This is a genomic window from Allobosea sp. ASV33 (assembly GCF_016428755.1).
Lineage (GTDB): Bacteria > Pseudomonadota > Alphaproteobacteria > Rhizobiales > Beijerinckiaceae > Allobosea.
Genome location: NZ_JAELTI010000020.1, coordinates 1 through 23,724 on the forward strand (window position 1 = coordinate 1; position 23,724 = coordinate 23,724).

At 66.4% G+C, this 23,724-nt stretch carries 22 protein-coding genes; 9 read left to right on the top strand and 13 right to left on the bottom strand.

All coding sequences use genetic code 11. From position 1 onward, the window contains the following. Positions 1-1,099 (top strand): MFS transporter (locus tag JHD80_RS08730; RefSeq protein ID WP_199086119.1); only part of this gene is annotated, 1,099 nt, incomplete at its 5' end. A 195-nt stretch (positions 1,100-1,294) separates the two neighbouring features. Here JHD80_RS08730 and JHD80_RS08735 read toward each other — a convergent pair. The 4 genes from JHD80_RS08735 to JHD80_RS08750 all read right to left on the bottom strand — a co-directional run bounded on the left by JHD80_RS08735 (position 1,295) and on the right by JHD80_RS08750 (position 5,913). Beyond that, positions 1,295-2,731 (bottom strand): homospermidine synthase, encoded by a 1,437-nt coding sequence (locus JHD80_RS08735; RefSeq protein ID WP_199086121.1) that lies wholly within the window; start codon positions 2,729-2,731, stop codon positions 1,295-1,297. Between the two features lie 151 nt (positions 2,732-2,882). Further along, on the bottom strand, positions 2,883-3,419 hold the full coding sequence (locus JHD80_RS08740; protein ID WP_199086123.1) for a GNAT family N-acetyltransferase: 537 nt from the start codon (positions 3,417-3,419) through the stop codon (positions 2,883-2,885). Positions 3,420-3,647: 228 nt separating this feature from the next. Further along, positions 3,648-4,793 carry a type III PLP-dependent enzyme gene (locus JHD80_RS08745; protein ID WP_199086124.1) on the bottom strand — a complete coding sequence of 382 codons (1,146 nt, stop codon included), beginning with the start codon at positions 4,791-4,793 and terminating at the stop codon, positions 3,648-3,650. A gap of 571 nt (positions 4,794-5,364) precedes the next feature. Then, the gene (locus JHD80_RS08750; protein WP_199086126.1) at positions 5,365-5,913 is read right to left on the bottom strand and encodes a glyoxalase superfamily protein; all 549 of its coding nucleotides are present in this window, start codon (positions 5,911-5,913) and stop codon (positions 5,365-5,367) included. Positions 5,914-6,189: 276 nt separating this feature from the next. Between JHD80_RS08750 and JHD80_RS08755 the strand changes: the two genes are divergently transcribed. Together JHD80_RS08755 and JHD80_RS08760 are read left to right on the top strand one after the other, a co-directional pair. After that, positions 6,190-7,803: an OpgD/OpgG family glucan biosynthesis protein gene (locus tag JHD80_RS08755; protein ID WP_199086128.1), complete on the top strand. Its 1,614-nt coding sequence runs from the start codon at positions 6,190-6,192 to the stop codon at positions 7,801-7,803. Between the two features lie 18 nt (positions 7,804-7,821). Next, positions 7,822-8,094 (top strand): GNAT family N-acetyltransferase, encoded by a 273-nt coding sequence (locus tag JHD80_RS08760; protein WP_199086130.1) that lies wholly within the window; start codon positions 7,822-7,824, stop codon positions 8,092-8,094. 242 nt (positions 8,095-8,336) lie between these two features. Here the strand turns inward: JHD80_RS08760 and JHD80_RS08765 are convergent, their stop codons facing one another. Then, on the bottom strand, positions 8,337-8,792 hold the full coding sequence (locus tag JHD80_RS08765; RefSeq protein WP_199086132.1) for a Fur family transcriptional regulator: 456 nt from the start codon (positions 8,790-8,792) through the stop codon (positions 8,337-8,339). 234 nt (positions 8,793-9,026) lie between these two features. Then, entirely contained in the window at positions 9,027-10,019 is a 993-nt protein-coding gene (locus JHD80_RS08770) for an LLM class flavin-dependent oxidoreductase (RefSeq protein WP_199086134.1), read from the bottom strand. A 187-nt stretch (positions 10,020-10,206) separates the two neighbouring features. On the opposite strand from JHD80_RS08770, the gene JHD80_RS08775 reads away from it, so the two are divergent. Next, entirely contained in the window at positions 10,207-10,395 is a 189-nt protein-coding gene (locus tag JHD80_RS08775; RefSeq protein ID WP_199086136.1) for a hypothetical protein, read from the top strand. Between the two features lie 143 nt (positions 10,396-10,538). Here the strand turns inward: JHD80_RS08775 and serA are convergent, their stop codons facing one another. The 5 genes from serA to secA all read right to left on the bottom strand — a co-directional run bounded on the left by serA (position 10,539) and on the right by secA (position 17,083). Then, positions 10,539-11,798 (bottom strand): phosphoglycerate dehydrogenase, encoded by a 1,260-nt coding sequence (gene serA / locus JHD80_RS08780; protein WP_199086138.1) that lies wholly within the window; start codon positions 11,796-11,798, stop codon positions 10,539-10,541. A gap of 118 nt (positions 11,799-11,916) precedes the next feature. Continuing rightward, a complete protein-coding gene (locus tag JHD80_RS08785; RefSeq protein WP_199086140.1) occupies positions 11,917-12,363 on the bottom strand; it encodes an NfeD family protein in 447 nt (148 codons plus the stop codon). 11 nt (positions 12,364-12,374) lie between these two features. Further along, positions 12,375-13,358 (bottom strand): SPFH domain-containing protein, encoded by a 984-nt coding sequence (locus JHD80_RS08790; RefSeq protein ID WP_199086141.1) that lies wholly within the window; start codon positions 13,356-13,358, stop codon positions 12,375-12,377. Positions 13,359-13,489: 131 nt separating this feature from the next. Further along, positions 13,490-14,005: an invasion associated locus B family protein gene (locus JHD80_RS08795; RefSeq protein WP_199086143.1), complete on the bottom strand. Its 516-nt coding sequence runs from the start codon at positions 14,003-14,005 to the stop codon at positions 13,490-13,492. 303 nt (positions 14,006-14,308) lie between these two features. Continuing rightward, on the bottom strand, positions 14,309-17,083 hold the full coding sequence (gene secA / locus JHD80_RS08800) for a preprotein translocase subunit SecA (RefSeq protein WP_199086145.1): 2,775 nt from the start codon (positions 17,081-17,083) through the stop codon (positions 14,309-14,311). A gap of 359 nt (positions 17,084-17,442) precedes the next feature. Between secA and JHD80_RS08805 the strand changes: the two genes are divergently transcribed. From JHD80_RS08805 to mutT, 5 genes are all read left to right on the top strand, one after another. Continuing rightward, a complete protein-coding gene (locus tag JHD80_RS08805; RefSeq protein WP_199086147.1) occupies positions 17,443-18,300 on the top strand; it encodes a peptidylprolyl isomerase in 858 nt (285 codons plus the stop codon). 162 nt (positions 18,301-18,462) lie between these two features. Continuing rightward, positions 18,463-19,713: a bifunctional glutamate N-acetyltransferase/amino-acid acetyltransferase ArgJ gene (gene argJ, locus JHD80_RS08810; RefSeq protein ID WP_199086149.1), complete on the top strand. Its 1,251-nt coding sequence runs from the start codon at positions 18,463-18,465 to the stop codon at positions 19,711-19,713. Then, positions 19,694-20,617, top strand: a complete 924-nt coding sequence (locus JHD80_RS08815; RefSeq protein ID WP_199086151.1) for a DMT family transporter — start codon at positions 19,694-19,696, stop codon at positions 20,615-20,617. Before argJ ends, JHD80_RS08815 begins: the two co-directional genes overlap by 20 nt. Next, positions 20,614-21,129: a carboxypeptidase regulatory-like domain-containing protein gene (locus tag JHD80_RS08820; protein ID WP_199086153.1), complete on the top strand. Its 516-nt coding sequence runs from the start codon at positions 20,614-20,616 to the stop codon at positions 21,127-21,129. Before JHD80_RS08815 ends, JHD80_RS08820 begins: the two co-directional genes overlap by 4 nt. Further along, entirely contained in the window at positions 21,126-21,542 is a 417-nt protein-coding gene (gene mutT, locus JHD80_RS08825) for an 8-oxo-dGTP diphosphatase MutT (RefSeq protein WP_199086217.1), read from the top strand. The genes JHD80_RS08820 and mutT overlap by 4 nt, the downstream gene beginning before the upstream one ends. 93 nt (positions 21,543-21,635) lie before the next feature. On the opposite strand, the gene JHD80_RS29270 is transcribed toward mutT, so the two are convergent. Together JHD80_RS29270 and JHD80_RS08835 are read right to left on the bottom strand one after the other, a co-directional pair. Next, the gene (locus JHD80_RS29270) at positions 21,636-22,349 is read right to left on the bottom strand and encodes a DUF930 domain-containing protein (RefSeq protein WP_349237235.1); all 714 of its coding nucleotides are present in this window, start codon (positions 22,347-22,349) and stop codon (positions 21,636-21,638) included. A 99-nt stretch (positions 22,350-22,448) separates the two neighbouring features. Next, positions 22,449-23,651 carry a winged helix-turn-helix domain-containing protein gene (locus JHD80_RS08835; protein WP_199086155.1) on the bottom strand — a complete coding sequence of 401 codons (1,203 nt, stop codon included), beginning with the start codon at positions 23,649-23,651 and terminating at the stop codon, positions 22,449-22,451. Between the last annotated feature and the right edge of the window lie 73 nt (positions 23,652-23,724).

The window sequence follows — 23,724 nt, forward strand, 5'->3', positions numbered from 1 at the left end:
GCTCCTCGTCGTCGGTTCCACCATGCTCTGGTTTGCGGTGCCGGGTTCGACGACCGCAGTGCCGATCGCGCTTACGGGCTTCGTCATCGCGACGATCGGCGCCGAATTCGCCACCACCTTCAACAACGCCATGATGACGCGGCTGGTGCCGCCGGAGCGGCTCGGCTGGCTCTCGGGCACCGGCTGGGCCGTCGGCTATCTCGGCGGTCTCCTGTCCCTGGCGATTACGCTCGGCCTGCTGGCCGCCGATCCGCAGACCGGCAAGACCCTGGCCGGCATCGCGCCGATCCTCGGGCTCGATGCCGCCGCGCGCGAGGGCGACCGCTTCTCCGGCCCGCTGACCGCGCTCTGGTTCGTGGTCTTCGTCACGCCGATGTTCCTGCTCACGCCGGATTCGCGCCGGACAGGCTTGAGCCTCTCGGAAGCCGCGCAGGGCGGCGTGGGACGGTTGAAGGCGACGCTCGCCGAATTGCCGAAGCTGCCTGCGCTCGGCCGCTTCCTGCTCGCCAACATGATCTATCAGGATGCGCTGGTCGCGCTCTTCGCCTTCGGCGGCATCTATGCGGCCGGCGTCTTCGGCTGGCAGACCATCGAGCTCGGCATCTTCGGCATCCTGTTGACCATCACAGGCACGCTCGGCGCCTGGGCCGGCGGCAAGCTCGACGATGCGATCGGCGGCAAACCGGTGATCCTGGGCGCGATCGCCTGCCTGCTCTTCGCCTGCCTGGGCATCCTCTCGCTCAGCGCCGACCATATCCTCTTCGTGATTCCGGCCGCCCCGCCCGCCCCGGGCGACGGGCTCTACGCCTCGCTGCCGGAGCGGGTCTATCTGGGCCTGGGCCTGCTGATCGGCCTCGTCGCCGGACCGATGCAGGCGGCCTCGCGCAGCCTGATGGCGCGGCTGGCGCCTCCCGGGCGTATCGGCGAGTTCTTCGGGCTGTTCGCCCTCTCGGGGAAGGTCACGTCCTTCCTGGGGCCGACCTTGGTCGCGCTGGCGACGACGATCTTCGCCAGCCAGCGCGCGGGACTGGCCGTGCTGATCGTGTTCTTCCTGGCAGGCGCGGCGCTACTGGCCGGCGTGAAGGTCCGCCGATCATAGCGTGTCATCCCGCACGCGCCGCGGCACGTAGTGCTGCTGCGCAGATGCGGGACCGCCCTCAGAAAAAGGCACCCCATAAAGACAAGGGCGCCCCCTGCATGAGAAGGCGCCCTTTCCTGAAAACGATCCCGTGTCTGCGCAGCGGCATTTACATGCCGCAGCGCGCACGGGATGACACCCTTCAAATAGTAGCTCTTAGCGAACCAGGATGTTCCGGAACTGCCAGGGATCGCTGGTGTCGATATCCTCCGGGAACAGGCCCGGGCGGCCGTCGAGCGGCGTCCAGTCGCTGTAGTAGCCCTTCACCGGTCCGAGATAGGGCATCTGGATCGCGAGGCAGCGGTCGAGGTCCATCTCCTCGACCTCGACGATGCCGGCCTTCGGGTTCTCCAGCGCCCAGACCATGCCGGCGAGCACGGCCGAGGTAACCTGCAGCCCGGTCGCGGTCTGGTACGGCGCCAGCTTGCGCGCCTCCTCGGTCGAGAGCTGCGAGCCGAACCAATAGGCGCCCTTGTCATGGCCGTAGAGCAGCACGCCGAGTTCGTCGATGCCGTCGACGACCTCGTTCTCCTCGAGGATGTGGTGCTCCTCCTGCGGACGGCCGGCATTGCCGAACATCTCGTGCAGCGAGAGCACCGCGTCGTTCGCGGGATGGTAGGCGTAGTGGCAGGTCGGCCGGTAGATCGCCTTGCCGGTCTCGTCGCGCACGGTGAAATAGTCCGCGATCGAGATCGACTCGTTATGCGTGACCAGGAAGCCGTATTGCGGCCCCGGCGTCGGGCACCAGCTCCGCACCTTGGTCTCGGCGCCGGCCTGCATCAGGTAGATCGCGGCCTGCGATCCGGTCTCGTGGGTGCGCGCATTCTCCGGCATCCATTTTTCATGGGTGCCCCAGCCGAGCTCGGCCGGCTGCACGCCCTCGGAGATGAAGCCCTCGACCGACCAGGTATTGACGAAGACGCCCGGCGGCTTGGGGTTCTTCGAGCGCTGCGTGTCGCGCTCGGCGATATGGATGCCCTTGACGCCGACCTGCTTCATCAGGGAGGCCCATTCCTCGCGGGTCTTCGGCTGCGGCACGTTGAGGCGCATGTCGGCGGCAACGTTCAGCAGGGCCTTCTTGGCGAGCCAGGAAGCCATGCCGGGATTGGCGCCGCAGCAGGAGACGGCCGTCGTCGAGCCGGGCGCGCGGGCGCGCTTGGCGGCCAGCGTCATCTCGCGCAAAGCATAGTTCGAGCGCTCGCCCGGCCCCTTGCTCTCGTCGAAATAGAAGCCGAGCCAGGGCTCGTTGACCGTGTCGATATAGAGCGCGCCGAGGCTGGAGCAGAGCTCCATGATGTCGCGCGAGCCGGTGTCGCAGGAGAGATTGACACAGAAGCCCTGCCCGCCGCCGGCCGTCAGCAAGGGCGTCAGGAACTCCTTGTAGTTCTCGAGGGTGACGGCTTCGTGGATGAAGCGGATGCCGCGCTCGTCGAGCAGGTGGCGATTGGAATCATCGGGAGCAATGACGACGAAGCGGCTCTTGTCGAACTTGAGGTGACGTTCGAGCAGCGGCAGCGTACCGCGGCCGATCGAGCCGAAGCCGATCATCACGATCGGGCCGGTGATCTCGCCGTAGACGGGCCAATTCGTCATTCTCTGTAACTCCTGGGTTCTGGGGATAAAACGGGCCGAAAGGGTCGTATGGGCGCAAAATCGCGCCGTCAATCGCCGGCGCGCCTTCCCCGCGGGTGAACGCATGGAAAGCGCCGGGCGATGACGGCGCGATGACGATGGGTCGGGAACGTCAGGCGGCCTGCGCCACCTCGTCCGCTTCGAGGGTCGCAGGGATCATGGCGCCGCTGGCGACGAGCACGCCACGCGCACCGTCGAGCGCGCCGTCGCGCAATTCGATCGCGAGGAAGCGCTCGCGCTCGACCGGGCCGGGCATCGCGAGATCGCGCGTCAGCGCCGGGTCGAAGCCGAACCGGGCGTAATAGGGCGCATCGCCGACGAGGATGACGGCGCCATGCCCGCGGCAGGCCGCGCGCCAGAGTGCCTCGCGCATCATCGCCTTGCCGAGCCCCTCGCCCTGCAATTCAGGCTTCACTGCGAGCGGGCCGAGCAGCAGCGCCGGCACGCCATTGGCTTCCACATGCCAGAGGCGGACGGTGGCCAGCAATTCGCCGTCGCGCTCGGCGGTGAGCGCCAGGCCTTGCGCCGGCAGGCGGCCCTCGCGCAGGCGCTCGCTGGACTTGGCGGTGCGGCGCTCGCCCAGGCAACGGTCGAGCAGCGCCTCGCGGGCGGGAATGTCGATGGCGATCTCGTCGCGGATCGTGATCATGACGCACCTCCGGCCGGAGCGCCCATTCTCATGGACCTACCCGGCGCCACGCTCGCGCGCGGCCACAATGGAACGATGTGGGGAAGAGGGGTCCGGCGGGAGCCACGCCCGCATCTCCGTTCTGGAGATACGAACGCTCCGCCCGTTTGACCGGGCAGCCTGCCGTCTCAGACAGGGCGCTTCGCCGGACCCGATAGGATCAGGAAGGAGCTCGCGCTCCTTCCGACGTCAGATGACGTACTGCTTCAGCGGCGGGAAGCCGTTGAAGGCGACGGCCGAATAGGTCGTCGTATAGGCGCCCGTGCCCTCGATCAGCACCTTGTCGCCGATCTCCAGCGAGAAGGGCAGCATGTACGGGGTCTTCTCGTACATGACGTCGACCGAGTCGCAGGTCGGGCCGGCGAGCACGCACGGGACGGTCGCATCGCCATCGCGCACGGTGCGGATGGGGTAGCGGATCGCCTCGTCCATGGTCTCGGCGAGACCGTTGAACTTGCCGATGTCGAGATAGACCCAGCGGACCTCGTCCGACTCGGCCTTCTTCGAGATCAGCACGACCTCGGCCTCGATCAGGCCGGCTTCGCCGACCATGCCGCGGCCCGGCTCGATGATCGTCTCGGGGAGCTGGTTGCCGAAATGCTTCGACAGCGCCCGGAAGATCGCGTCGCCATAGGACGGCACGCCCGGAATCGGCTTCAGGTAGCGCGCCGGGAAGCCGCCGCCGAGGTTGACCATCGACAGCGAGATGCCACGGGTGGCGCATTCCTTGAAGATCGCCGAGGCCGAAGCCAGGGCCGAATCCCAGGCGTTCACGTTCGCCTGCTGCGAGCCGACATGGAACGAGATGCCATAGGCCATGAGGCCCATGCGATGGCCGTGCTCGAGCACGTCTGCGGCCATCTCGGGCACGCAGCCGAACTTGCGCGAGAGCGGCCAGTCGGCGCCGGCACCGTCGCAGAGGATGCGGCAGAAGATGCGCGCGTCCTTGGTGCCGGTCTTCTCGGCGGAACGGGCGACCTTCTCGACCTCGGCCGTGCAGTCGACGGCGAACAGGCGCACGCCGAGCTCCATGGCGCGCACGACGTCGCGCTCCTTCTTGATGGTGTTGCCGAAGGAGATGCGGTCGGCGGTGGCGCCGGCGGCGAGCGCGAGCTCGATCTCGACGACCGAGGCGCAATCGAAGCAGGAGCCGAGCTTGGCGAGCAGGGCGAGCACCTCCGGCGCCGGGTTGGCTTTCACCGCGTAGAACACGCGGGTGTCGGGCAGCGCACGGGCGAAGGCATGATAGTTCTCGCGCACGACATCGGTGTCGATGACGACGCAGGGCCCGTCCTCGCGGCGGGTACGAAGAAACTCACGGATGCGGTCGGTCATGAGACGCGACTCCCCTTCGACGCAAGCGGCGTCGATGCGATGTATCGCCGAATGAATCGTTGCCATCGCAAGGCGCTGTGGAGACGCCTGTGACAGCGGACGAGACGTCCGGACCCGAAACACCGTTCGATTGGGGAAGACCCCGCACGGCCGGCAATGAAGGACAAGCCTCTTCGGTGCCGGCCTGTGGAAAGCCGGCGAGACCAAAAAAGCCCGCTCCGTCGTTGCTTTAAGCTGCGTCCCCCGTGGAGATTCGGGGTTCGCCGGTTTTGCCTCCGGCTGCTGGTCTGTGTCGGGGAACGCCTCTCTTGCGAGAAACGGGAGGCGTGATTTGAGGGATGTCCATCCCCTCCATCCGTCCTCCAACCCCTGGCGGCTGTCCGGCCTCTTGTCCGGATGCCCACCGACCAGCACGCGGCCACAGGCACGTGCGAATTGGGTGAACGCGATATACGGACGCTTGCCCCGGACCACAAGTGTTTTATGCGCCCGGGGCCGCATTTTTTTGCAGGGCCGATCCGCGCCCGCTCGGGAACGGGTTGACGGGAAAAAGCCCTTCGCCGGCTAGGAGTTAGCCGCGCTTCTCGCAGAAGCGGATTCTGTTGCCGAAGGGATCGGGCACCTGCAGCGTCCGGCCGCCGGGCCCGTCCTCCTCGATGCCCGGCTTGGAGTAGGTATAGCCCTTGGCCGTCAATTCGGCGTGCAGGGCATCGATCCCCTCCATCCAGACGAAGACGGTCGAGCCGGGGCTGGCATCGCCATGATGTTCGGAGAGATGGAGCTGCAGGCCGGAACGCGACACCTGCATGTAGAGCGGCATGTTCGGCCCGAAGCGGTGGTCCCAGTCCATCGTGAAGCCGAGGAAGTCGAGATAGAATTCCTTCGCCTTGGCCTCGTCGAAGATCCTGAGGATCGGGATCCCCATCTGGAGGCGGACCGCCTCCGCCGGCTTCTCGGGCGCGGCCTCGCCGATCTTCGCCGCCAGCACGTTCCAGTCGTCATAGCCGAATTGGCGCGCCACGATTTCCAGGGTCTCGGAGTGGGAAAGCGGCACCTGCCGTGAAGCCATGGTGTCGCGCAGGCTCTTGGCCATCAGCTTCGCATCGCGAAAGCTACGCATCGTCGTGATCCTTTTCGCTGCGGACGGTTGGGATCGGGGCTCGCCTTGCCGATATCCGTCCACGAGTCGATCGGGATCAGGACAGGAACTTGATGGATGCGTTCACCTTGCCCTGGGCTGGGCGCGAGCGGCTGGCCGCATCCGGCCGGGCGCAAAGGTTGCCGCATGTTCATCTCCTGTCAATGCCGCAGGCCCTAGACCGGCCCCATTTCATGGCCTTAACTCTCGGTAGCCGCCTATTTTGCCGAGCCGAGGCGACGGGAAGACGGACCACGCATGACCACGACAGACCGCCGCCGCATCCTGGGCGGACTTTCAGCCGCGCTGTGCCTTTCGGCCGCGCCCTCCGTCCTCCTGGCCCAGCAGCCCCAGCCGCAGCAGCAGGGCCCGCAACCGCCGCCGGCCCCGCAGAACGCCGCGCCGCAGCCGCGCTTCGGCTTCGAGGACGTGCAGCGCCGCGCCCGCGAGATCGCCGCCGTCCCCTATGAGCCGATCGCGCCGCTGCCGGAGGCGCTCGCCAAGCTCGATTACGACTCCTGGCGCGACATCCGCTTCCGGCCGGAGCGCGCCCTGCTGGCGCAGAACGGCTCGCCCTTCCGCATGCAGATGTTCCATCCGGGCTTCCTCTTCACCCGCCCGGTCACGGTGAATGTCGTGCGCGACGGCGTGCCGATGCCGGTGCCCTATGCCGCGAACCTGTTCGATTACGGCAAGGTCAAGTTCGACAAGCCGCTGCCGGTCAATCTCGGCTTCGCCGGCTTCCGCCTGCATTATCCGCTCAACGACCCCCGCGTCTTCGACGAGCTGATCTCCTTCATCGGCGCGAGCTATTTCCGCGTGCTCGGCCGCGGCCAGCGCTACGGCCTCTCCGCCCGCGGCCTCTCGATCGGCGCCGGCACGGCCGCCGAGGAGTTCCCGGTCTTCCGCGAGTTCTGGGTCGAGCAACCGGCCGCCAATGCCGAGCGCATCGTCATCCACACCCTGCTCGATTCGCCGGCCGTCACCGGCGCCTATCGCTTCACCATCTATCCCGATCTCGACACCGTCATGGAGGTCGCCGCCACGCTCTATCCGCGTGCGCCGATCGAAAAGCTCGGCCTGGCGCCGCTGACCTCGATGTTCTTCACCGGAGAAAACGACCGCCGCTTCTTCGACGATTTCCGCAGCGAACTGCACGATTCCGATGGGCTGATGATCCATTCCGGCAGCGGCGAATGGATCTGGCGCCCGCTGCGCAACCCGAAGCAGCAGGCCGTCTCCTCTTTCGTCGAGCGCAACATTCGCGGCTTCGGCCTGATGCAGCGCGACCGCACCTTCGAGCACTACCAGGATCTAGACCTCTCCTACGAGCTGCGGCCCTCCTACTGGATCGAGCCGCAGGGCGACTGGGGCGAGGGCGTCGTCGAATTGATCGAGATGCCGACGACCGACGAGACCAACGACAATATCGTCGCGCTCTGGGCGCCGAAGACGCCGCTAGAGCCGGGCAAGGAATTCTCCTTCGGCTACAAGCTGATCGCGATGCTCGATTCCAGCGACCTGCATCCGGGCGGACGGGTGGTCAACACCTACCAGGCCAAGCCCAAGGCGCTGGGCTCGGGCGAGCCGGTGACCGAGGGCTCGCGCCGCTTCATCATCGACTTCGCCGGCGGCGATCTCGACTACTATCTGAAGCAGCCGGAGAAGGTCGAGATCGTGCCCTCGATCGCCTATGGCCGGATCGACCGCGCCTTCATCGTGCCGAACCGCAAGACCGACGGCTTCCGCGCCTTCGTCGACGTCGTGGTCGAGCCGGGCCAGCTCGCCGAGATGCGCGCCTTCCTGCGCAGTGGCGGCAAGACGCTCACCGAAACCTGGAGCTACCCCTGGCGCGCCGAAGCGCAAGGTTGATCTGAAGGAGCCTGCACCATGGATGTCGTCGAGAACGCCGAGCAGAAGCGTTTCGAGTTGCCGCTCGACGGCGGCACCGCGCTCGTGGCTTATCGCCGCGACGGCGAGCGGTTGGTGCTGGTCCATACCGAGGTGCCCGCGGAGTTCGGCGGACAGGGCATCGGCTCGAAACTCGCGAAGGGCGTCTTCGAACTACTGCGTGCGAGCGGGCGCAAGGCCGTAGTGCGCTGCGAGTTCTTGCAGGGCTGGCTCGCGAAGCACCCGGACTACAACGACGTCGTCAACGGCTGAGCCCAGGCGGCAAACCGCTTCACGCCGTCATTCAGGGGCAGCCCGCAGGCCTGAATCCAGACTCCACGTGCACGATGCTGCTCCAACCGTCGTCATGCTCGCCCCCGTGGCGAGGATCCATGTCTTGAGCAACGCATGGCATGAGGGAAGGCGTGGATGGTCGGCACAAGCCCGACCATGAAGGAAAAGCCATGTTCTTGGGTTGGAGGCTCCGCTGAGACGAAGCCTCGGAATGGCAAGTCTCAGCCCCGCTTGCGCGCTGGCTTCCGGGCCGGCTGCTTCTTGCGGCCGTAGAGCTCCAGGCGATGACGGACGAGCTCATAGCCGAGCTCCGCCGCGATACGGCGCTGCAATTCCTCGATCGCATCCGAGGAGAACTCGATCACCTCGCCGGAATCGACATCGATCAGGTGGTCGTGATGCTCCTGATCGGCATGCTCGTAACGCGAGATGCCGTCCTCGAAGGCATGGCGCTCGATCGCGCCTTGCGATTCCAGCACCTTCATCGTCCTGTAGACGGTCGAGAGCGACAGGGTCGGGTCATGCGCGAAGGCGCGGGTGAAGATGCCCTTCGCATCGGGATGGTCGTCGGCTTCGGCCAGCACGCGCAGGATCAGCCGCCGCTGCTGCGTCATGCGCAGCCCGGCCCCCTTCAACTGGCTCTCGAAAACGGCAATGCGCCGGTCGGTCTCGCTCATGCCTTGCCATAGCAATGACGACCGCTGATTGCAAAAAGGCCCATAAGAAAATCATTCTCATTTGCAATATAATCGCAAATGCGTCTCGATACCAACAAGTTATTCCGGGAAGCGTTGATCATCCCGGAACGGGCTCGGGATCCATCGTTGAGCGCAGAGCCCTTGCTGGATCCCGGATCGGCGCAGCTGCGGCGCCTGTCCGGAATAACGGTGTGTTTCCATGGAAAGACAGACCTACGACCCCAGCTCGCTCGCCATCCCGGCTACGAGCTCGAACGAGCGCTTGCGCTTCTCGTGGTCGAAGATCGGCGCGGTGATCATGATCTCGTCCGCCCCGGTTTCGCGTACGAAGGCGCCGAGTGTACGCTTCAGTGTCTCAGGCGAACCGATGAAGGCATAGCGCAGCATCCCCGAGACATGCGCCTTCTCCGCCGGCGACCAGTATTGCTCGATATCGTCGATCGGCGGCTGGAGCTTGCCGCGTGCACCCCGGACCATGCCGACAAAACGCTGCTGCAGCGAGGTCGCGAGATAACGCGCCTCCTCGTCCGTGTCGGCAGCCACGACATTGATGCCGGGCATCGCATGGGGCGCCACGAGCTGCTCGGACGGCTTGAAGCGCTCGCGATAGACGGCGAGCGCCTGCATCAGCGCATCCGGCGCAAAATGCGAGGCGAAGCTGTAGGGCAAGCCGAGCTCGGCCGCGAGCTGCGCGCCGAACAGGCTCGACCCGAGAATCCAGAGCGGAATGTTCAGCCCCTCGCCCGGCACGGCGCGGATCGCCTGGTTCGGCCCGGCCGGCGCGAACAAAGCCTGCAATTCGAGCACGTCCTGCGGGAAGCTGTCGGATGACATCGGGCTGCGGCGCAGGGCCCTCAGCGTGAGCTGGTCGGTGCCGGGCGCGCGGCCGAGGCCAAGATCGATGCGCCCCGGGAAAAGTGCCTCCAGCGTGCCGAACTGCTCGGCGATGACCAGCGGCGCATGGTTCGGCAGCATGATGCCGCCGGCACCGACCCGGATCGTGCTGGTCGCGGCCGCGAGCTGCCCGATCACCACCGATGTCGCGGCGCTGGCGATGCCGACCATGTTGTGATGCTCGGCCACCCAGTAGCGGGTATAGCCAAGCTGCTCCGCATGGCGGATCAGGTCGGTGGATTTCAGCAGGGCCTCGCGCGGCCCCTCCCCTTCGACGACGGGAACGAGATCGAGGACGGAGATCGCGACCATGACGGCCCCTGTGGCTGGCGTCGGGATAGCCCGGCGGAACGAGGTAGCTTCACCACATGGGAAGGCTGACCGCCCCGGTCCAGAGGCAGGCTCGCTTCGTCATGGCGCGCCTGCGCTGGCGTTCTGGCGGAACGTGCCGAGCCGAGCCGCGTTTCCTCGGAGAACCATCACGCCGAAGGGAGCGATCATGACCGCCACAGCCAATCCCGCCAAGGAAAGCTTGCGCCAGGAGCAGAAAGAGCAGCGCGAAGCCGAGCGCAAGCACGGCAAGGACGCCGAGCTCAATCGCGCCTTGAAGGACACCTTCCCCGCCAGCGATCCCGTCGCGGCTCAGACGCCGATCAAGCCCGGCGCCAAGACCAAGAAGCCGGCCTGACACGGCACTTCAGGCAAAGTGACGCCGTCCGGACAAGCCGCGAGGCGCCGCCGATCCGGAATCCATCGGAAAGCGCCGAGCCTCGTGATGGATTCCGGGTCAAGCCCGGAATGACAGCGTGTTTCCGTGTGAAGTGAGCCAGTTCAATTGCGCTGGTTCAGCAGGCGGGCGCGGATCGTACCGTCGAGGGTGCGGATCTCACGCAGGATGTCGCGCGCCTCGTTGCTCGACACGCCGTCCGCCTCCATCACGACATATCCGACCTCGCCGTCCGTCTGGTAGTTCTGGGCGGCGATGTTGACCTGCCGGCTGGCGAAGACGTCGTTGAGGCGTCGCAGCATGCCCGGCACGTTGCGCTGGACATGGATGAAGCGCGTGCCGATCGCACGGGCCGGCAACTGCACCTGCGGGAAGTTCACCGCGCCCACGGTCGAGCCCACATCGGAATAATCGACCAGCTTGCGCGCGACCTCCGCCCCGATGCGCTCCTGCGCCTCCTCGGTCGAACCGCCGATATGCGGCGTCAGGATCACGTTGGAGAGGCCCTGCAGCGGCGTGACGAAGCGCTCGGCATTGGAGGCCGGCTCGACCGGGAAGACGTCGACCGCCGCGCCCGCCAGATGGCCGCTCTTCAGCGCAGCCGCCACCGCGTCGAGATCGACGACAGTGCCACGCGAATTGTTGATGAGATAGGCGCCCTGCTTCATCGCCGCGATCTGCGCCGCGCCGATCATGCCCGCCGTCTGAGCCGTCTCCGGCACGTGCAGCGAGACGATATCGGCGGCGCCGAGCAAAGCGTTGAGGCTCGCCGTGGGCTCGGTATTGCCGTGGCGCAGCCGGTCGGTGTGATCGTAATAGATCACCCGCATGCCCATCGCCTCGGCCAGAGTCGAGAGCTGGCTGCCGATATTGCCGTAACCGACGATGCCGAGCGTCTTGCCGCGCACCTCGAACGAACCGTTGGCCGACTTGTCCCAGCCGCCCTGATGCGCGTCGCGCGAGCGGTCCGGAATGCGCCGGAGCAGCATGACGATCTCGCCGATGGTGAGCTCGGCGACGCTGCGCGTGTTCGAGAACGGCGCGTTGAACACGGGCACGCCGCGCAAACGCGCAGCCTCCAGATCCACCTGATTGGTGCCGACCGAGAAGCAGCCGACGGCAAAGAGCCTGTCGGCCCCGGCGAAGATCTCCGGCGTGAGCTGGGTGCGCGAGCGGATGCCGAGCACATGCACGCCCTGGATCGCCTTGAGCAGGCCGTCGCGATCGAGCGCCTTCGGCAGCCTCACAAGATTGCTGTAGCCGGCCTGCTCCAGCAGTTCGACGGCGGAATCGTTGATGCCTTCCAGGAGCAGGACCTTGATGCGGTCCTTCGGAAGGGAAAGGCGTTCGCTGGGACTGGTCATGACGATGCGCTCACGGAGGAGCGGTTGCTATAGTCCCGGCAGCCCGGCAGGCCAACGCCCTAGACGCAACTCAGCCGCGAAAAACATCGCGACCGATGCAAAAATCTCATGGCGGGCTTCAGGCCTTTTCGACGACCAGCGTCGAGCCTTCGACCCTGACGACCTTGACCTCGGCCCCGGCCAGCAATTCGGGGCCGACGATCCGCCACGACGAATCGCCGACGCGCACGCGCCCCTCGCCGCCCGTCATCGTCGTTTCCAGCCGGAACACCTTGCCGATGAGCTGGCGGCCGCGATCGTTGAGCCCGGTCGCGGCATCGGGCTCCTCGCTCTTGCGGCGCGTCAGCATGCGGCCGCCGGCGACACAGGCGATGGCGAAGATCGCGAAGACGATGCAGGCCGCCTGCCAGCCGAGACCGAAGAGGCCGACAACCGCGCCGGTGACGAGTGCCGCCAGCCCCAGCCAGATCAGGAAGACGCCCGGGGCCAGCATCTCGCCGCCGACCAGCAGCAGGCCGAGAATGGCCCAGAGCCAGCCATTATGTGTCGCAAGCCAGTCGGGCATCGTCGTCTGCCTCAGTCGCTGCTGCGTCCGGAGACCGGCACCGAGCCGGTGCCGCCCCGGCGCTGCATGACGGCCTCATCTCCAAATACGGCCTTGGTGAGCTGCGCGATGCCGCCGACCGTGCCGGCGAGCGCCGCCGCCTCGATCGGCACGATCACGACCTTGCTGTTCTGGCTCGATGCGATCGCCTTCAACGCATCGGTATAACGCTCGGCGATCAGGAAATTGGCGGCCTGGATGTCGCCGCGGCTGATCGCTTCCGAAACCATGGCCGTGGCATTCGCTTCGGCCTGCGCCAGCCGCTCGCGCGCCTCCGCATCGCGCAAAGCCGATTCCTTACGGCCTTCGGCCGCCAGAATCTGCGATTGCTTCTGGCCTTCGGCCTTGAGGATCTCGGATTGGCGCAAGCCCTCGGCTTCCAGGATCGCGGCGCGCTTCTCGCGCTCGGCCTTCATCTGCCGGTTCATCGCGCCGGCGATATCGGCCGGCGGCAGGATGTCGCGGATCTCGATGCGCGTGACCTTGACGCCCCAGGGCGAGGCCGCCGCATCCATGACGCGCAGCAGCCGCTCGTTGATCTCGTCTCGATGCGACAGGAGCTGGTCGAGGTCCATCGAGCCGACGACGGTGCGGATATTGGTCATGGTCAGGACCATCAGAGCGTCGTTGAGCGAGGACACCTCGTAGCAGGCCTTGGCCGCATCGAGCACCTGGTAGAAGGCGGCGGCATCGATGCGCACGCCGGCATTGTCCTTGGTGATCGCCTCCTGCGAGGGAATGTCGAGCACCTGCTCCATGACATTCACCTTGTGGCCGATGCGGTCGATCCAGGGCCAGATCAGCCCGAGACCGGCACCCAGCGTGCGCGAATAGCGGCCGAAGCGCTCGACGGTGAAATTGTAACCCTGGGGAACGGTGCGGACACCGAGCCCGATCGCCATGACGATCACCACCACAATGATGATCACGGCGATGTTGAAGCCCGACAAGTCCATCTCGTCCCCCGCTGCGCCGATGCGCCGTCCTGCTCATTCGAGCCTCAAACTGGCGCTTGCGAAGGCCGGATGCAAGCGGAGGTATCGAGGGGCAAGCCATCCGCAGCGGCGGCTCGCCCCAAAAACCTGCGTCAGCTCTGCGTCGCGTTCGTATCGCAGCGCGCCAGCATGCGCGACGCCGCGGTCACGCCCGCGAGCGAGAACTGATAGGTGGTGACGTTGCCGCGCAGCGAGCGCGCTTCGAGCGTCATGGTGCTGCCTGCCCGCATCGCCGCGAGCAGCGCCGGCTCACGCTCCAGCCGTTCGAGCCAGGCATTGCTGCCCTCGGTCAGCATGCGGAAGCTGTCATCGCCGATGGTGACGGTGACGACCGAGTCCCGGGCGAAGTCATAGCCCGCCTGGAAACTCGATTCCGTATTCGAGGCCTTATCGCCGGTCTGGACGAAGAAAAATACTTCGCCATGACGCAAATTCGAGGGTTCTTCTGACGAAGGCTTGCTCATGATGAAGCAACGCGCCAGATCGCCCTTTGCGTAAGTGGCCGCATTCCAATCCCCGAACTGACCCAGGGATGTGGGGCCCGCCGCCTGTACAACAGTACTCGTCAGAGCGACGAGGCAGGCGGTCGAAAGCGCTGTCTTGAACATGGTCTCATCTCCTTTCATCGCGGCCAACTTGGAAAGGAGAGTGTTACCGAGGCGTAAATGCGACCCGAACAATTCCTGCGTCGATCCGGCGCAGGGCGGTTGTCTTTCCGGGGCTTCGCGCAGCGAAGAACCCGGAACCCACGGCTGGGTGAGCCGTCTGCAACGACGTTTTGAAGGCCCCATCAAGTCGTGGATTCCGGGTTCGTGCCTGCGGCACGCACCGGAATGACAAGGTGTTGCAGCCTCAAACGACAATGCCCGGCACGAAGGCCGGGCATCGAACGCATTCAGAAATGCCCTGCCTCAGGCGAACTGGCCGTGGCAGTGCTTGAACTTCTTGCCGGAGCCGCAGGGGCACGGCTCGTTGCGGCCGACCTTGCCCCAGCTCTCCGGATCGTCCGGATTGCGGTCGAGCACGGCCGTGTCGGCATCGGTGGCGGCGAACTGCACGCCGGTCGCGCCATAATCGCCGAAGCCCGATCCAGCCCCGTCCTGCACCTGCGCCGGCGCCTGATCCTCCGGCTGGTCGAAGCGCACTTCGATGCGCGAGAGATGGCCGGTGACCTGCTGGCGCAGATGGCCGATCAGCCCGTCGAACAGCTCGAAGGCCTCCTGCTTGTATTCCTGCAGCGGGTCGCGCTGGGCGAGGCCGCGCCAGCCGATGACCTGCCTGAGATGGTCGAGCGTGACCAGATGCTCGCGCCAGAGATGATCGAGCGACTGCAGCAGCACCTGCTTCTCGACATAGGTCATGACCTCGTCGCTGTTGCGCGCGATGCGCTCGGCATAGTCATCGTCGGCGAGCTTGCGGATGCGCTCGCGTATCTCGCTGTCGGCGATGCCCTCTTCCTTGGCCCAGTCCTCGATCGGCAGATCGAGGTTGAGATGCTGGATCACCTCCTGCTTGAGGCCGGCGGTATCCCACTGCTCGGGATAGGCCTCTTCCGGGATGTGGCGGGCGACGACATCCTCGACCACGCCATGGCGCATGTCGTCGATGGTCTCGCGCACGCTCGCCTGGCGCATGAAGTCGCGGCGCTGCTCGAACACGACCTTGCGCTGGTCGTTCATGACGTCGTCGTATTTCAGGATGTTCTTGCGGATGTCGAAATTGCGCGCCTCGACCTTGCCCTGCGCCTTCTCGACCGCCTTGTTGATCCAGGGATGGACGATCGCCTCGTCCTCCTTGAGGCCGAGCTTGGTCAGCATGCCGTCCATCCGGTCGGAACCGAAGATGCGCATCAGGTCGTCCTGCAAAGACAGGAAGAACTTGGAGCGGCCGGGATCGCCCTGGCGGCCGGCACGGCCGCGGAGCTGGTTATCGATGCGGCGGCTCTCGTGGCGCTCGGTGCCGACGATGTAGAGCCCGCCGGACTTGAGCACGCGCTGCTTGAAATCGGCGACCTCGGCGCGGATGGCGGCGGCCTTCGCGTCGCGCTCCGGGCCTTCCTCCATGCCGGCAAGGTCGTGCGAGATCCGCATGTCGGCGTTGCCGCCGAGCTGGATGTCGGTGCCGCGGCCGGCCATGTTGGTGGCGATGGTGATCGCGCCGGGCACGCCGGCCTGCGCGACGATATAGGCTTCCTGCTCGTGGAAGCGGGCGTTCAGCACCGCGAAGGCCTTGGTCGTCTTGCCCTCGCGGGCAGCAGCATAGACCGGCTCCAGCGCGGTCGGGTCGGTGAAGTCGATGAGCTTGTAGCCCGCCTTCTCCAGCATCTCGGCGATCAGCTCCGAGCGCTCGATCGAGGTGGTGCCGACCAGCACCGGCTGGCCGTTCTCCTGCGCGGCCTGGATTTCGCGGATGACGCCGCGGACCTTCTCCTCGAAGGTGCGATAGACCTCGTCGTCCTCGTCCTTGCGGGCGACGGGAACGTTGGTCGGAATCTCGACGACCTCGAGCTTGTAGATCTGGAAGAACTCGTCGGCCTCGGTCGCCGCCGTGCCGGTCATGCCGGCGAGCTTCTGATACAGGCGGAAATAGTTCTGGAAGGTGATCGAGGCCAGCGTCGCGTTCTCGGGCTGGACGGTGACGTGCTCCTTGGCTTCCAGCGCCTGATGCAGGCCCTCCGAATAGCGCCGGCCCGGCATCATGCGGCCGGTGAACTCGTCGATGATCACGACCTCGTCGTTGCGGACGATATAGTCCTTGTCGCGGGTGAACAGCGAATGCGCGCGCAACGCCTGATTGACGTGGTGGACCAGCGTGACGTTGTGGGCGTCATAGAGATCGCCCTCTTTCAATATCCCGGCCTCGCGCAGCAATTCCTCGATGTGATCGTTGCCGGCTTCCGTCAGTGCCACGGTGCGTTGCTTCTCGTCGACCTCGTAATCGGCCGGGACGAGGCCCGGCAGCACCTTGTCGATCGAGACATAGAGGTCCGACTTGTCGTCGAGCGGGCCGGAGATGATCAGCGGCGTGCGGGCTTCGTCGACCAGGATCGAGTCGACCTCGTCGACGATCGCGAAATGGTGGCCGCGCTGGCTCATCTGCGCGACGTCGTATTTCATGTTGTCGCGGAGATAGTCGAAGCCGAACTCGTTGTTCGTGCCGTAGGTGATGTCGCAGGCATAGGCGCGCTGGCGCTCCTCGTCGTCGAGGCCGTGCACGATGATGCCGACGGTCAGGCCGAGGAAATTGTAGAGCTTGGCCATCCACTCGGCGTCGCGCCGGGCGAGATAGTCGTTGACCGTGACGACATGGACGCCCTTGCCTTCGAGCGCATTGAGATAGGTCGGCAGGGTCGCGACCAGCGTCTTGCCTTCGCCGGTCTTCATCTCGGCGATGGCGCCCTCGTGCAGCACCATGCCGCCGACGAGCTGGACATCGTAGGGTCGCTGGCCGAGCACGCGCTTGGCCGCCTCGCGCACCGTGGCGAAGGCCGGGACCAGGAGATCGTCGAGCTTCTTGCCTTCGGCGATCTGCTTCTTGAACTCCTCGGTGCGCGCCTTCAGAGCCTCGTCGCTCAGCGCGGCGATCTCCGTCTCCAGGGCGTTGATCGCCGCGACGCGGGGCTGATAGCCCTTGACGCGGCGGTCATTCGACGAGCCGAAGAGTTTCTTTGCGAGCGCGCCAAGCATGTTGGGCCTTTCAGGTGATGCGTTGAGCCCCCGGCCGGCGCGTATCGCTTGTCGCGCGCGAACCGGAGGTTCGGTATTCTCGAAATGCGACCGCGTGTTTAGACGCGAGCGCGGGCAGGGTCCAGCGTGCGTTTCGACCAATCGGCACCGAAACGGCAAGTGAATTCGGCTCTGGATGTGGGGTTTTTCCGCTCCCCTTCCAAGAGCCTGCGCTCAAGATCATCGGACGCTGCGGCATCCGGGGCGGTGCAAAGCTGCGTGATCGGCCGCCGCGGCCTCCTGAACCGCCTTGCCTTTGCCGCGTTGATCGGGCAGTGCAGCCGCCAAACCGCCTCGGTTCCGACGAAAGGCCGTCATTCATGAGCTCAGCCCGTTTCATCGCCGTCCTCGGCTTCGCGCTGCTGGCGGGCCCGGCCTTCGCCCAGGCCGACAAGGTCGTCGCCAAGGTCGACGGCATCGCGATCACCGAGAAGGACATCCAGCTCGCCACCGAGGATCTCGGCGAGCGCCTGGCCCAGCTCCCCGAGGAGCGCAAGCGCGACGAAGTCATCAACTATCTCGTCGACCTCAAGCTCGGCGCCAAGGCCGCGGCCGAAGCCAAGATCGGCGACACCCCCGATTTCGCCGCCCGCCTCGCCTATTACCGCGAGAAGGTTCTGCTCGACGAATATCTGACCCGCGAGGGCAAGAAGGCCGTCACCCCCGAAGCCGCCAAGAAGCTCTTCGACGACACCACCAAGGCGATGGCGCCGGAGGAGGAAGTCCATGCCCGTCACATCCTCGTCGAGGACGAGGCGCAGGCCAAGGCCGCGGTCGAGCGGCTGAAGAAGGGTGAGGATTTCGCCAAGGTCGCCGCCGAGCTCTCCAAGGACCCGGGCTCCGGCAAGGAGGGCGGCGATCTCGGCTGGTTCACCAAGGACCGCATGGTGCCGGAATTCGCCGAAGCCGCCTTCAAGCTGAAGAAGGGCGAGATTTCAGAGCCGGTGAAGAGCCAGTTCGGCTGGCACGTCATCAAGCTCGAGGACAAGCGCTCCAAGCCGCTGCCGGACTTCGCGGCGGTGAAGCCGCAGATCGACCAGTATCTCGAGCGCAAGGCCCAGCAGGACCTCGTGATAGCCATGCGCGAGAAGGCCAAGGTCGAGCGCCTCGACAAGCCGGCCGCGCCTGCCGCCCCGGCTCCGGACGCCGCCAAGCCGGCCGAGCCGAAGAAGAACTGAGCGTTTCGCTCCGTCTCACGCGATTTTGGAGGGCGGCCCTTGCGGCCGCCCTTCTTGTTTTCGTCATCGGCCTGCGGCAGAGGGCTTTCGAACGAGACGCGCTGCCCGGCGATGAGAACGATTCGCCGGTCTTCCAGCAGCGCTCCGCAGGAGGAAGTCGCGATGGCCGGCAAGGATGTCCCCGTTTCCCCGCTCGCGCCCAAGCGCCAGCCCAAGGTTCCAGCCGTTCCGGGCGTGCGCTTCGCCACTGCCGAGGCCGGCATCCGTTACAAGGGCCGCCAGGACGTCTGGTTCGCGCTGCTCGACGAAGGCACGCAGGTCGCCGGCGTCTTCACCCGTTCGAAATGCCCCTCCGCGCCGGTCGACTGGTGCCGCGAGAACCTGAAGCAGGGTTCGGCCCGCGCCGTCGTCGTCAATTCCGGCAACGCCAACGCCTTCACCGGCCTGAAAGGCCGTGATTCCGTCAAGCTGACCGCCGAGATCGCCGCCAAGGCGGCCGGTTGCAAGCCGGAGGAGGTGTTTATCGCCTCGACCGGCGTGATCGGCGAGCCGCTCGACGCGACCAAGTTCAAGGGCGTGCTCGACGAATGCGCCAAGCGCGCCGCGGACGGCCCCTGGATCGACGCCGCCCGCGCGATCATGACCACCGACACCTTCCCGAAGGCGCTGACCCGCAAGGCCAGGATCGACGGCCAGGAGGTCGTCATCGCCGGCATCGCCAAGGGCGCCGGCATGATCGCGCCGGACATGGCGACGATGCTGTCTTTCGTCTTCACCGATGCGCCGATCGCCGCCCCCGTGCTGCAGGCCCTGCTCTCCAAGGGCGTGAAGGGTTCGTTCAACGCGGTGACCGTCGACAGCGACACCTCGACCTCGGACACGCTGATGCTCTTCGCTACCGGCAAAGCCGCGGCGCGCGGTGTACCGGCGATCAACGAGATCAACGACAACAGGCTTTCAGGCTTCAAGCGGGCGCTGAATTCGATCCTGCTGGAGCTCGCCCATCTCGTCTGCAAGGACGGCGAAGGCGCGCGGAAGTTCGTCGAAGTGCGCGTCACCGGCGCGACGTCGGCACGCTCGGCCAAGCGCGTCGCGCTCTCGATCGCCAATTCGCCGCTGGTCAAGACCGCCATCGCCGGCGAGGACGCCAATTGGGGCCGCGTCGTCATGGCCGTCGGCAAGGCCGGCGAGCCGGCCGACCGCGACAGGCTCGATATCGGCTTCGGCGATATCGTCGTCGCGAAGCAAGGTGCCCGCGCCCCCTCCTATGACGAAGTCGCGGTCTCCGACTACATGAAGGGCGATTCGATCGTCATCACCGCCGATCTCGGCATCGGGCGCGGCAAGGCCACGGTCTGGACCTGCGACCTGACCAAGGCCTATGTCGAGATCAATGGCGATTACCGCTCCTGAGGCATCGGCGGATCCCAGCCGCAGCTTCATCGCCGTCAATCTCGCGATCTGCGCCCTGCTCTGGGGCTCGAGCTACCTGTTCATCAAGCTGATGAGCGGGCAGGTTCCGGCGCTCGCGATCGCGGCCGGGCGCGGGCTGCTGGGCGCGGCCGCGCTCGCGCTCTGGAGCCTGTGGCGCCGGCAGAACCCGCTGCCGCGCCGGGCCGAGATCGTGCCATGGCTCGTGCTCGGTACCACCAATGGCTGGCTGCCGAACGTGCTCGTCGCCTATGCGCTGACGCAGCTCCCCAGTGGCCCGGCGGCGATGATCCAGGCGGCGAGCCCGCTCGTCACCGCGCTCGGCGCCCATCTCTTCTTCGCGGAGGAGCGGCTGAACCGGCGCCGGGTCGCCGGCATCCTGCTCGGCATGGCCGGCGTCGCCATGCTGATCGGCCCGCGCCTGTTCGAGGGCGGCGGGACGGCGCTCAGCGTTCTGGCCATGGTCGGCGCGGCGCTGAGCTACACCACCGCCAATCTCTATGTCCGCTCGGTGCCGGCCGCGACCGGCGAACCGGCCCGGCTGGCGCTGGGCCAGCAGATGTTCTCGGGCACGATTGCCACGACGCTCACGCTCGGCTTCCTCGGTCCCTCGGCCTTCCTGCCGGTGCTCGACCACCTGCCGACCATGCTGGCGCTCGGCGTACTGGCGACGGCGATCCCGGTCACGGTGTTCATGCGCCTGATCCGGGCCGCAGGGCCGACGCGCGCGGCGATGACCGGCTATCTCGTGCCGACAGTCGCGGTGATTATCGGGGTCGTCGTCCTGCACGAAGCATTGGAGTTGCGGCAGGTCCTCGGCGGCTGCATCATCCTGGCCGGCGTGTTCCTCGTCACGATGGCGCCGCGCAGGGTGGGGGCTTCATGAGGATCGGGACTATCGCGACGGCACTGCTGGCCGGCGCCGTCATCACGGGCTGCGTCGACCGCAAGCCGGCGACCGTGGCCTTCTCCGCCGAGGAGGCCGCTTTCATCAAGAAGACCGGAACAGGCGTCATCACCGGCCATGCCTTCCGCACCAAGCCGAGCGGCGTGGTCGTCAATGCCGCCGGCCAGGTCGTGCGCCTCGTTCCTGCCACCGCCTTCGCCCGCGAGCGCTTCGCCAGTTTCTACGGCAAGGGCAAATATGTCCCGCACGCCAACTATCCGCGCGAGGACGAGGTCGACCCTGGCTATTCCGAATACACCCGGACGACCAAGGCCGAGGCGAATGGCCGCTTCGCCTTCGACAAGGTCGCGCCCGGAACCTACTTCCTGACGACCCAGGTGATCTGGGGCGAGGAGACCGCCTTCACGCGCGAGGGCGGCTCGGTCTATGACAGCGTCACGCTGACGGGCAAGGAAACCGAGCCCGTCCAGGTCATCCTCTCCGGCAACTGAGTTCCCCTGTGAAGCTGCTCCTCGTCGTCGCCTGCGCCCTGATCGATGCCGATAACCGCGTCCTCGTCACGCAGCGCCCGGAAGGCAAGGCGCTGGCGGGCCTGTGGGAATTTCCCGGCGGCAAGCTCGAGGTCGGCGAGCGGCCGGAGCCGGCGCTGATCCGCGAGCTTTCCGAGGAACTCGGCATCACCGTGAAGGAAGATTGCCTCGCCCCACTGACCTTCGCGAGCTACGCCTATCCCGAGTTCCACCTGTTGATGCCGCTCTATATCTGCCGGCGCTGGGAAGGCACGGCCATGTCCCGCGAGGGCCAGGCGCTGAAATGGGTCCGCCCCGGCAAATTGCGCGAACTCGCCATGCCGCCGGCCGACGAGCCGCTGATCCCGCCCTTGATCGACCTGCTCGGGGCATAGGAAGCGCTCCGAACACCCTCAGCCGTCATCCTTCGAAACGGCGCTCCGGGCCTCCTCAGGATGAGGGCGTGGGGTAGTTTCCGGGTTTTTGCCCTAATGCACGGCCGGCAGGCCGAGCGCGTCCCAGCTCTCCCTAGGGATCGGCTCGCCGACATGGAAGGCGAAAGCCGTGACCCGTTTCAGATCGGGCGAAACCGTGCAGGCGAAGCGCAGGCCGTACCAGCGCCGCCGGCTGCGGAAGGCCGCGCCCTCCGCCGTCAAGACCCGGCCTGAAAGCTTGGTACCCGACAGCGCATAGGCCGTGACGCGGTCCGGCTCGAAATCGCGCTTCCAGTCATGGATCTGGCCCATCGCCTCCAGCCCGCAGAGCTGCTCGACGCGCTCGTCCGGCGCAAGCCTAGGCAGCAGCGCGACGGTCTCGCGGCTGCGCGGATCGGCCAGCACGCGCTGCGACAGCATCCGTGGCGGATGAATCATGCCATCGGCCTCGGCCGGCGCCGGCGGCGTGCCTGGAGCGGGCGGTTGCGAGGAAGGCGCAGGCTCGTCCGGCTTCGGAGGCACCGCCGGAAGCGCTGGCGGCACAGGAGCTGGTGTCACGACGACCGTCGGCGGCTTGGGCCGGATCAGTGCCTCGAATTCCTCCTGCGTCTGCAATTCGACCTCGACGCTCTGCTCCGCGATCGGAGCGGTCTCGAAGCTCTGGATCGCGAAGGACGCCAGCCAGAAAAGCAGCGCAGCGTGCAGGATCGCGGCGACCGGCAAACCGGGAGCGGGCCTCGCGAACCGGGCCGGGAGCGCGATCGCCACGATTCAGGCCGCGTTCCCGCTAACGGCAGGCGCCGCCGATCGCATGGTCCTCGTCATCCCGGTATTTGCCCCTGCTCGCTTGCCGGGCAACAACAGCGATCAAGCCGGCATTTTTGTGATCTCGGGCACAGGTTCCGCCGCAATCTCGTCCAATCCGAGCTGGAACCGCTCGAAACGCTGCAACTCCTCCTCGATCGCCGCCTTCAGTGCCGGCGTCTCGCAGCCGTCGAGCCAGGTCCATTGCTGCATCAGAAGCTTCCCGGCCGCGCGATCCGTCTTGAGGTCGAGCACCGCGACGACGCGCTCTCCCGCCAGCACCGGCAGGCCGAAATAGCCGTAGACCCGCTTCTCCTTCGGCAGATAGGCCTCGAAGACATGGGCGTAATCGAGCAGGAGCTTCGCCCGCTTGCGCTGGATCATCAGTGGGTCGAAAGGCGAAAGGATGTGGATCAGCGTCTCGTCCGGCGCGGGAAGGGGCTCCAGCGCAGCAGGGGACGCCCAGTGCTGGGTCTTGCCGGCGCCTTCCACCGCGACGGGAACGAGTTCCTTGCGCCGGACGCGGGCGGCGATCAGCTCGGCCACCGCCTTCTTGGAGGGCGCGTCGAGATGGCAAATGGAATCGAGGCTGACCAGCCCCTGCGCCGTCAACGCGCGGTCGAGCAGATAGGCGGTGATCTGCCGCTCGCTGGCCGGCGTCGGCTTCTTCTCCCAATGGAAATGCCGGTCGAACAATTCATAGGTCTTGACCATGCCGGCACGCGCCGAGATCGCGAGTTCGCCATCGTAGAAGGCGCGCTCCAGCAGACCCTTGGACGGCTTCTTGCTGGCCCAGAGATGCGCCTTCTCGATCAGGTCCTCATCGATATCGCGGATCGACAGCGCACCGTCCTTGCGGATGCGGCGCAAAAGCTTGCGCGTCTCCTCGCGAGCGCCGACCGCCGACCAGCGCTTCGGCTCCTCGCGATGCGCCTTCATCGCCGGCAGGAAATAGCGGATGTCCCGGGTGGGAACATACGCCAGCGCATGCGTCCAATATTCGAAGACGCTTTTCGCGGCCGTTTGCAGATGCGCGAGATCGGCCCGGCGATAGGCCGGGATGCGGGCATAGAGGATATGGTGGTGGCAGCGCTCGATCACGTTGATCGTGTCGATCTGGACATAGCCGAGATGCTCGACCGCGGCGCGCGCCGCCTCCGGCCCGGACCCGAAGGGATCGCGCCGGTCGAGCCGCTGGGCATGCAGCCAGAGGCGCCGGGCCTGTTCGACGGGAAGGTAGATCGGCTGACGCGGGCGTGGAGGCATGCGGCGTAAGCTAGCCGCACCGGCCGCGCCGGTTAAGGGGCGGGACGTGCCGCCGCTGACAGGAAATGGCGGG